Origin of the sequence: Mucilaginibacter sp. RCC_168 (genome assembly GCF_041355315.1) — a bacterium.
In the GTDB taxonomy this organism is placed as follows: domain Bacteria; phylum Bacteroidota; class Bacteroidia; order Sphingobacteriales; family Sphingobacteriaceae; genus Mucilaginibacter.
The window spans coordinates 1-8,203 of record NZ_JBFUPN010000049.1; the positions used below are offsets into that span (position 1 = coordinate 1).

The 8,203-nt window shown below is 40.2% G+C and carries 5 protein-coding genes; all 5 read right to left on the minus strand.

Translation table 11 applies throughout. The features are described 5' to 3' along the window. The coding region (locus AB6735_RS27705; protein WP_370999430.1) for an AMP-binding protein at positions 1-1,910 on the minus strand (1,910 nt) is incomplete at its 3' end. Between the two features lie 10 nt (positions 1,911-1,920). Further along, the gene (locus tag AB6735_RS27710; protein ID WP_370999431.1) at positions 1,921-3,855 is read right to left on the minus strand and encodes a methylaspartate mutase subunit E; all 1,935 of its coding nucleotides are present in this window, start codon (positions 3,853-3,855) and stop codon (positions 1,921-1,923) included. Beyond that, positions 3,852-4,583 (minus strand): aspartate/glutamate racemase family protein, encoded by a 732-nt coding sequence (locus AB6735_RS27715; protein WP_370999432.1) that lies wholly within the window; start codon positions 4,581-4,583, stop codon positions 3,852-3,854. The genes AB6735_RS27710 and AB6735_RS27715 overlap by 4 nt, the downstream gene beginning before the upstream one ends. A 14-nt stretch (positions 4,584-4,597) precedes the next feature. Next, entirely contained in the window at positions 4,598-6,475 is a 1,878-nt protein-coding gene (asnB, locus tag AB6735_RS27720) for an asparagine synthase (glutamine-hydrolyzing) (RefSeq protein WP_370999433.1), read from the minus strand. 18 nt (positions 6,476-6,493) lie between these two features. Next, a partial coding sequence (locus tag AB6735_RS27725) for a condensation domain-containing protein (RefSeq protein WP_370999434.1) occupies positions 6,494-8,203 on the minus strand: 1,710 nt, incomplete at its 5' end.

Below are 8,203 nucleotides of genomic sequence, written 5' to 3' on the forward strand. Positions count from 1 at the left end.
CGTTGCGAAGGAGATAAACCATAGCTGGATGCCTCCGGGACCTGCGATATCAACTTATACTCGTTTCTAAGTGCATCTGGGGTAACCAAACGAGACATTGCTGCAATTGTCGAATGCGTAAATATGTCCTTAATCAGCAGCGAAATGTCAAACTCCCGGTATACCCTGGAAAGTACCTGTATAGCCTTTAGCGAAGTGCCGCCTATTTTAAAGAAAGCTGCTTTTCTTCCTATTTGCTCCCGGTTCAGTACTTCTTTCCATATTTTCTCCAGCCGCTCTTCCGTTACCGTCTTTACCGGTTCATATCCAAAGGATTCCATGGTCATGGATTCCGGGGCCGGAAGGGATTTCCTGTCAACCTTTCCGTTCAGCGTCAAAGGCAGTGAATCCATTTTGATAAAATAACCAGGGATAATGTTTTCATTTAATTCCTGCTGAACATGCTTGCGAAGCTCTCCTGGATCTGTATCGCCAACATAATAACACACAAGTTCGGTGTCATTATCATGATTTTTCTGGGCTATTATTGCTACTTCCTCTATTCCGGGCACCTTCAGCACCGCTCCCTCTATTTCTCCCAGCTCTACGCGTATCCCGTTAACCTTTACCTGGTTATCTATACGCCCAAGCACTTCAATATTTCTGTCCTGAATATAGCGGCCGATATCACCGGTTCTGTAAACCAGGTCGGTCCGGTCGCTGACCAGCGGGTTCTGTACAAACGCACGCGCTGTAAGCGCTGCATCACCGTAATATCCCTTGGTCCAAAAGGGGGTCTTGATATAGATTTCCCCGATCTCCCCTGTTTTACATATATGGTCCCCATTTATGATGGCTACCAGTGTATTACTGATAGGCTTCCCTACGTGAATGGTCTGTGCACCGTTTTCAGGCAATATATCGATGCGGTGAAAAGTTTTAGCGAGTGTTGTTTCTGATGTTCCGTAAAGATTAACCAGTTCGATATGATAACCCACATTCTTCCGCCAGTCCAGAATATCCTTTGCATAAAGTGCCTCTCCGGCCATTAACAAATGTTTGACCTGGGGCATTCTTTCAATACCCGCTCCCATGTATGACAGTTCCCGGGAAATCAACCTGAACAGCGATGGTACACAATGAACCAGCGTGATGCCGCTTGATTCTATCCATTCAACCAGTTTAAGGATATTACTCTTTAAACCCGTCTCGGGTATGCAGATCGTACCACCGGTACACAGCGGAACAAATATATCCCGGAATGATGCATCAAAGGTTATTTGCGCAAGCTGACTTACACGGCAATCAGATCTAATTCCAAATTCTTCAATTTCCCAGTGAATAAAATGGCTCAACCCTTTATGACATCCTAAAATAGCCTTCCCCCCGCCAGTGGATCCAGAGGTGTATACAACATAATTACCCGAGTTCTCATCAATTTGCAAATCAGGGTTTTTATCCTGCAAATCATCTGGATTAAAAATCCTGCGTGAGTTTTCCCCAGGTGGATAAAAACTCATCATAAATTCGGCCTCCAGCACCAGTAACCCTGTCTGCTGTGTACCACTTTTTTTGATTACCTCCCTTGCCTGTTGTTCTCCAAGTGATGTGGTTATCAGGACCGAAGGCTTCGTATCAGAAAAAATTTCTGCAAACCGGCTTTCTGAAAATCCGGAATCCATCGGTAAATAAACTCCACCTGCTTTAAAAATGCCCAGTAAACTGCCTATCAATTCGATGCAGGAAGGCATTAGGGTAGCTATAACAGCTTCATCACCGAGCTCAAGCCCTAACAGTAAATGGCTGATCCGGTTCGAATATTTATTTAATGAAGAATAGGTGATGCGGCTTTCTGATTCGTGTATGGCTATTGCATCAGGCGATAAGGCTGCCACATTTTCAAAATAAGTATGAGCGGGATTATAATGCATCAGATTTTAATTAATTAATATAATGATCGTCGAGCGGCCAACTTTTATAATCATTCTTCCATATCCTACTTAAATCTTTTTCGACCAGTGAAAATAAGTTTGAATCTCTCTCCATCACTGTTCTTGTATTAATTCTTTCCTGGTGAAATTCTTTTATGTTGGAGTCAAATGGTAGGTTTCCAAAATCCAGGAACCGGACGGCACCTGTGATATCCCTAATTCCCATAACCTTATTTTTATTGTATAAATTAGGTGAAAAGGGTATATCAATAATTCCACACTCGATAGCTTTAATTGCACCAAGCGCTACAGAATTATTACCAAGTTCTATGACAGCCTTCATGATTGCTTTGACTTCTTTTTTGATAATTTCTTTTTCGACAGCTATCTGAGGAAATGAAACTTTAGCTGAATACGCGGATATAGCTGCTGTTCTACATAATTTCAAGGCCTTTTCATTATCATACCTATCTGGTATATTAAAAGCCTCCGCAGCAGTTTTAACCATAACTTTTGTCGCTCTGGCCAAAGTCGCTGTTACACAAGACTGGTAAATTAACTCTTCTGATTTTACGTAGTCCTGCGGGAAGGCAGCCATAAATTGATGAAAAACTGTCGTCACACGACATTCCCGGAAATTATATAGCTCCAGGTAGTAGCTGACCATCTCCGTCATCACCTGAACTGCAGCAATATCCTGAGACCGATTCCCTTGCTCTGCGTAACCAACTGAAATGCTTTTACATCCCTGTTGTGCGCTGAGGATACTTTGAATGACGTTAACGACAATCGCTAAAGATGGCTCAATCAGCGATGCAGTCAGTACGCCAAAATACTCACGGTTAATTGTAAGCTGATGCTGTTCTTCAAAATGAGCACAAAGACGATCAATATATTGCCAGTTATTAAAAGATTCAACGGGGGTACATAACTTGTCATAAGGCAGCAAATAACAGATGAAACCTCCCTCAACCCCGGAAGCTCCACCTTCAAGAGCAATTTCGTACGTAAAGCGATGATCCGGGCCACCTCCGCGAAGCTGAAACGGATTTTTAAGAGCTCGCACAAGTTTCTTAATTCCGTCTACACCATATACAGGAACCGGAAATCCATTTAGTACAGAATTCTTTCTTTCAATACTCGCATCTCGGCCCAGAATAGCCTTTTCGTAAAATTTCGACCTGGAAGCCGAATCCAGCTGTACCGAACTAATATCACTGCCAACGCCTTCCAGATATTGCAGCAGGGAAATTTGTTCTTTAATATCTGCCACGCCAGTACGCGGCTGAAACAAAGGGATATCACCTGTCAGATGATTTTTCCAAAGCAAGCTATCTAGACTCCCGATACATTTTGCAGGGTGGGATAATACTTGTGTTCCTGTTGGCCATTCCAAAAGAACATCACTGCGCATTTTAAAAAGTTCTTCCGTAGTAAGTTTTCTGTCCAAAATATTATGACAGGGCAAGGGAGCAAGATCATGCAAAGGTCTATTTAATTCAGCGGCTATATGACGTTCTTTGATATTATTCCTGATAATATCGATTTTGATATCCTGAAGGACCTCTCCGAAAGCTATTGGTTTAGGATAGATATTCGTAAACCCCATATTTAAGAACCTTTTTTTTACTTCAAACGCATTTTCACTTACAGACAGGCTTCCACCCAAATACCATAATTTGGGCGAATTATCTGTCAATTTATATTCAAAGATCAACCGCGGAAAGTCATTAAGATACAACTCAGAATGCCCGTTCTTATTAGACACCAAAATAATATCATAATCTTTCGCGTGATCAAAAAAATCTTGAATTTGATTTCTTATCCCTAAACTTTTAACGAAAAAACCAGCTTCCCTGAATCCCAGTTCAAGAAGTCTGATACCAACTGAATGAGCATCATCACCAATTCCACCGATTAACACTTTAAATTTAAAAGAACTCATAAGTTAATGGTATTATAACAGTAATCAACGGTCTTCCTGGCTAAAAGATCAAAACTGTCAATGAATGGATAAGCAATGTTTTCATTTACAATTAAGGGAACCTCGGAGCATGCACCAATAATGATATCTGCGCCACGTTCTGTCAGGATGTCAAGCTGGCTCAAAAAAAGTTGTTTGACTTTTCCTTCAGTTACACCAGCCTTAATACCATTATCACCATACAGGGGGTCCATGAAATATTTTTGTTGTTCGTCACTATTAAGTACTATAACTTCAAAACCATGAGGCTCCAGTTTTTTTTGGAACATGCCGGTAGTAATCATTCCTGTTGAACCGATAAGACCAATTCTTTTTCCTTTGCAATACGCAGGGTTATTAATAATCTCATCAAATACCAGTTGAGCTACATTCAACAGGTGACCATGAAAAAGTTTATTGAGTTCGTCGTGATATAAATGTGCTGTCATACAGGCGAGAAGCGCAACATCGACTTTGCAATTATTGAGGATGTTAACCGAACGTTGCAGTTCTTGAAGAGGTGATTTACCATCATTGATAATTGCCAGCGTACGGTCTGGAATACTGCTATTATTATGGAGTACGATCTCGAGATTATCCTGATCTGTGGGTGCTTTTGATAAATGGATGATCCGCTGCAATAACCAAGAACTGGCCTGGGATCCCATACCGCCTATTATACCTAAACTTTTTTTATTTATAAATTCCATATTACTAAGCCTTTTTAACAATTAAAATCTGGCATGTTAAATACATCAAGAAAGATATTGAAGGTTAATACAATTATCAGAAGATCATTGTCGAAAGGGAGATTAAGTACAAAATCATCTTTGACATAATGTTTTTTTATTCGCTCCACTGTCGACGGATTAAAATAGCCCTGACGTTTAATACGGTCAAATGACAGCATATCGTTTACCCATTCATTATTTTTTCTTAAAAAATAAGGACTGCCGGCTGCTACAAAGCCCTGCTTCTGCCTTGTAACAGCAGATTTGGGCAGGTACTTTTTACCTATTTCCCTTAAAATATATTTTTCGATTAAATTATTCAGTTTGAGGTGATCCGGGATTGTTTTCACAAATTCGATTAGGTTGACATCAAGGAACGGGTATCTTCCCTCAACAGAATTAGCATAACATGTTCTGTCACAATGATCGGAAATGAGGTGATCGCTTAGTCTTAACTTTAAATCTAAATATGATCGTTTATGTAAATTCCCTCGCCCGGCAAGCTTTGACTTATCTATTTCCAGATAGTTGTAGGAATTGAATTTCGAGTAAAGTTCATTCACCCCTTCAGAATAAATTGCTTTTTTTGTTTCTGAAAACTCGAAATAATTTTTTTCATAAAAAAAATCAGGGTCTCCCCAAAGGTCGTTATTTAACTGTGCCTCCATCAATTCTTCCAACGTCTTTGGCTGATTGGATGGTTGCCTTTGAGCATCAAATCTGTAGCCCACATAGCCCCCGAAAAACTCATCCGCCCCTTCCCCTGATAAAATAACTTTAATACCTTTTTTGCGGGCGGCACCAGACAAGGAGATGGAACAACTGTTGTAGGTTTCCTTTAAAGGTCCCTCCGCACAGTAAATCATCTCTGTCATCTTCTCCTGGACATGAGTCCATTCAAATGGAATTTTGTTATGAATAGAATTTAAATGACCAGAAACTAAATTCTGATAATAACTTTCATCTATATTTTTATCCTCCGCGGCAGGAAAGGATACCGAAAAAGATTCAAAATTTGTTGAAGGAGCAATTTTTTTCATTAATGCACCAATCAGGGAAGAATCCAACCCTCCGCTTAAATAAAACCCAACAGGCACATCGGCATTCATTCTATACTTTACAGACTGGATTAATAAATCTTCCAGCTTCTCTATATAATAGCTTTCCGACTGCATATGCGATTGAGAGGCAGGTAAGGGATAGTCAAGATCCCAGTAAGTTTCCACTTCAATTTCATCCTTTAAGATAATATATGAACCCGGCTTGATACTTACTATGTTTTTAAACATCGTGGTCGGGCTGATCAAACCTGGAAAAGAAAATACCTGATCAAGTCCGGTCAAATTAACTTCCCTCTTTAAGATGGGATTTTTCAATAAAGCCTTTATTTCAGATCCAAATAGCAAAACATTATCGACGAGTGCATAATACAATGGGCAGATGCCAAAATGGTCCCGTGCCAAAATGAGGGAACTTTTTCGTTTATCGTAAATAGCTATGGCAAACTGTCCGTTAATCTGTTTTAAAAAGTCAATACCATACTCTACATATAACGGCACCAGTACCTCAATGTCGCATGTGGTTTTGAATATATATCCTTTTTTTTGTAGCTTAAGTTTTAACTCTTTATAATTATAAATTTCACCATTACACATAAGCATAATAGATTTTGTGTCATCGAAAAAAGGCTGCCTGCCATTATCGAGATCGATTATAGCCAGCCTTTGAAAGCCAAATCCTACATTGCCGTCTATAAAATGGGAACTTTCATCAGGGCCCCGATGCTTCAAAGAAGTAGTCATAGCGGTTAACACCTCTTTATCGACGAGTTTTCTGGGATCGATGTTGAATATTCCGGTTATGCCGCACATAATATATTCGTTCTTGGTTTAGTCTAGTGGTTTAGTAAAATTATTCCATTCAATTTCTTCACTTTCACTGCTTATCAGCTCTTTATCCGATAGAATCAAACCCGGATTATCTGCAACTGCTGACAGCAACCGCAGGAGGTCTGCCTGAATTGTTTTAATTGTCTCTTCTTTGAAAAGGTTGCTTTTGTATTCCAGGGTAAATAATATTTCGCTGGTCATTGCATCGATAAAAAAGAAGAAGGTAAGGTCATATTTACTCGTATTTCTTCTTACATCATAATTATCAACCGCCACCTTTTTGAAAGGGGTCGATGTCCCCTCACTACTTGCCGAATAATCAACCTGGATCAGGACATTAAACAACGTCCTCTGAATATCCGGACGCATCAAATTTATATCTTCAAGATACATCACGGGAAACGCTTCATGCTTGAATGCCATCATGATATTATCCTTGACAGACAATAAGAATCTTTCAAAAGAATTTTCTGGATTTATCCGGGTCCTGATGGGTATTATATTGATAAAAAAACCGATAAGTCTTTCCAGTTCTTTATTCGTTCTGCCGGAGGACGGGAAGGCCGTAATAATATCGCGCTGACCTGTGTAACGGTACAGCAGCAGATTGACGGCCGAAAACAACGTAACGAACAAGGTTGTATTACACTGGACACTCAATAACCTTAATTTCTCTCCTAACGCCCCGTCAACCTTCATTTTCATCAAACCACCCGCATTGGAATCCGTGGCCCCGGGAAAATCTGTCGGTAAATTCAATAATGGCAGATCTCCACTGAATTGCTCTTTCCAATAGACCCGGTGAATTTCCATGGCATCATTGCTCACTAAATTATTTTGCCAAGTGCTGAAATCTTTATACTGTAAGGGCAGTTTTGGAAGACTAGTAAGGGTGTTATCACTATAACTCCTGTATAACAAGGAAATCTCCGAAAGGAGAACGTCTATTGACCAGCCATCTGCAATTATATGATGAAGGGTCAATAGAAAAATAAATTCATCACTGGCCAATTGTATCAGTTCGGTTCTTACGAGCCCACCTGTTGTAAGATCAAATCGCTTGGTTACAGCTTTTTCACTGAGAGCGATAACTTTGTCATGCGCATTACTTATATCACGTAAATCAAGAAAATCCAGGTGATACTTGATTTCCGCAGTGGATAAAACTTTCTGTACCGGCACGCCGGCAACAGTGATAAAAGCTGTTCTTAAAATTTCATGCCGGGAGATGACTGTTTCAAAGGCTTTCTCCAGTGCCTCTACATCCAGGTCTCCTTTAAAAAGGAACGAACCAAATATATTAAATATAGTGCTGTCTGGGTTTTCGAGCTGGTCGGCAATCCATAATTGATTTTGAGCAGGTGACAATGGGTAATATGGCAAGTCATCAGCAACAGGTATCAGCAAGTCTTTTAATATTTTCCCTTCCTCAATTATTTGCGCTATGCTTTTAACAGTGGGATATGTAAAGATGTCTTTGAGTGAAATCTCGAGGTTTAATTCTCGAGCTGACATAAATGAAAATTTTGCTGCTTTAAGCGAATGCCCACCAAGTTCAAAGAAATTATCGTTAATACTAATGGATTTCCTTCCCAGCACCTTCTCCCAGATGACAATCAGTTGCGCCTCCAGCTTAGTCCTGGCCGCCTCATACTCCTGCGACTGACCCGCCCCCAGTTCCACAGGATCAGGCAACGTACCCTTGTCCAG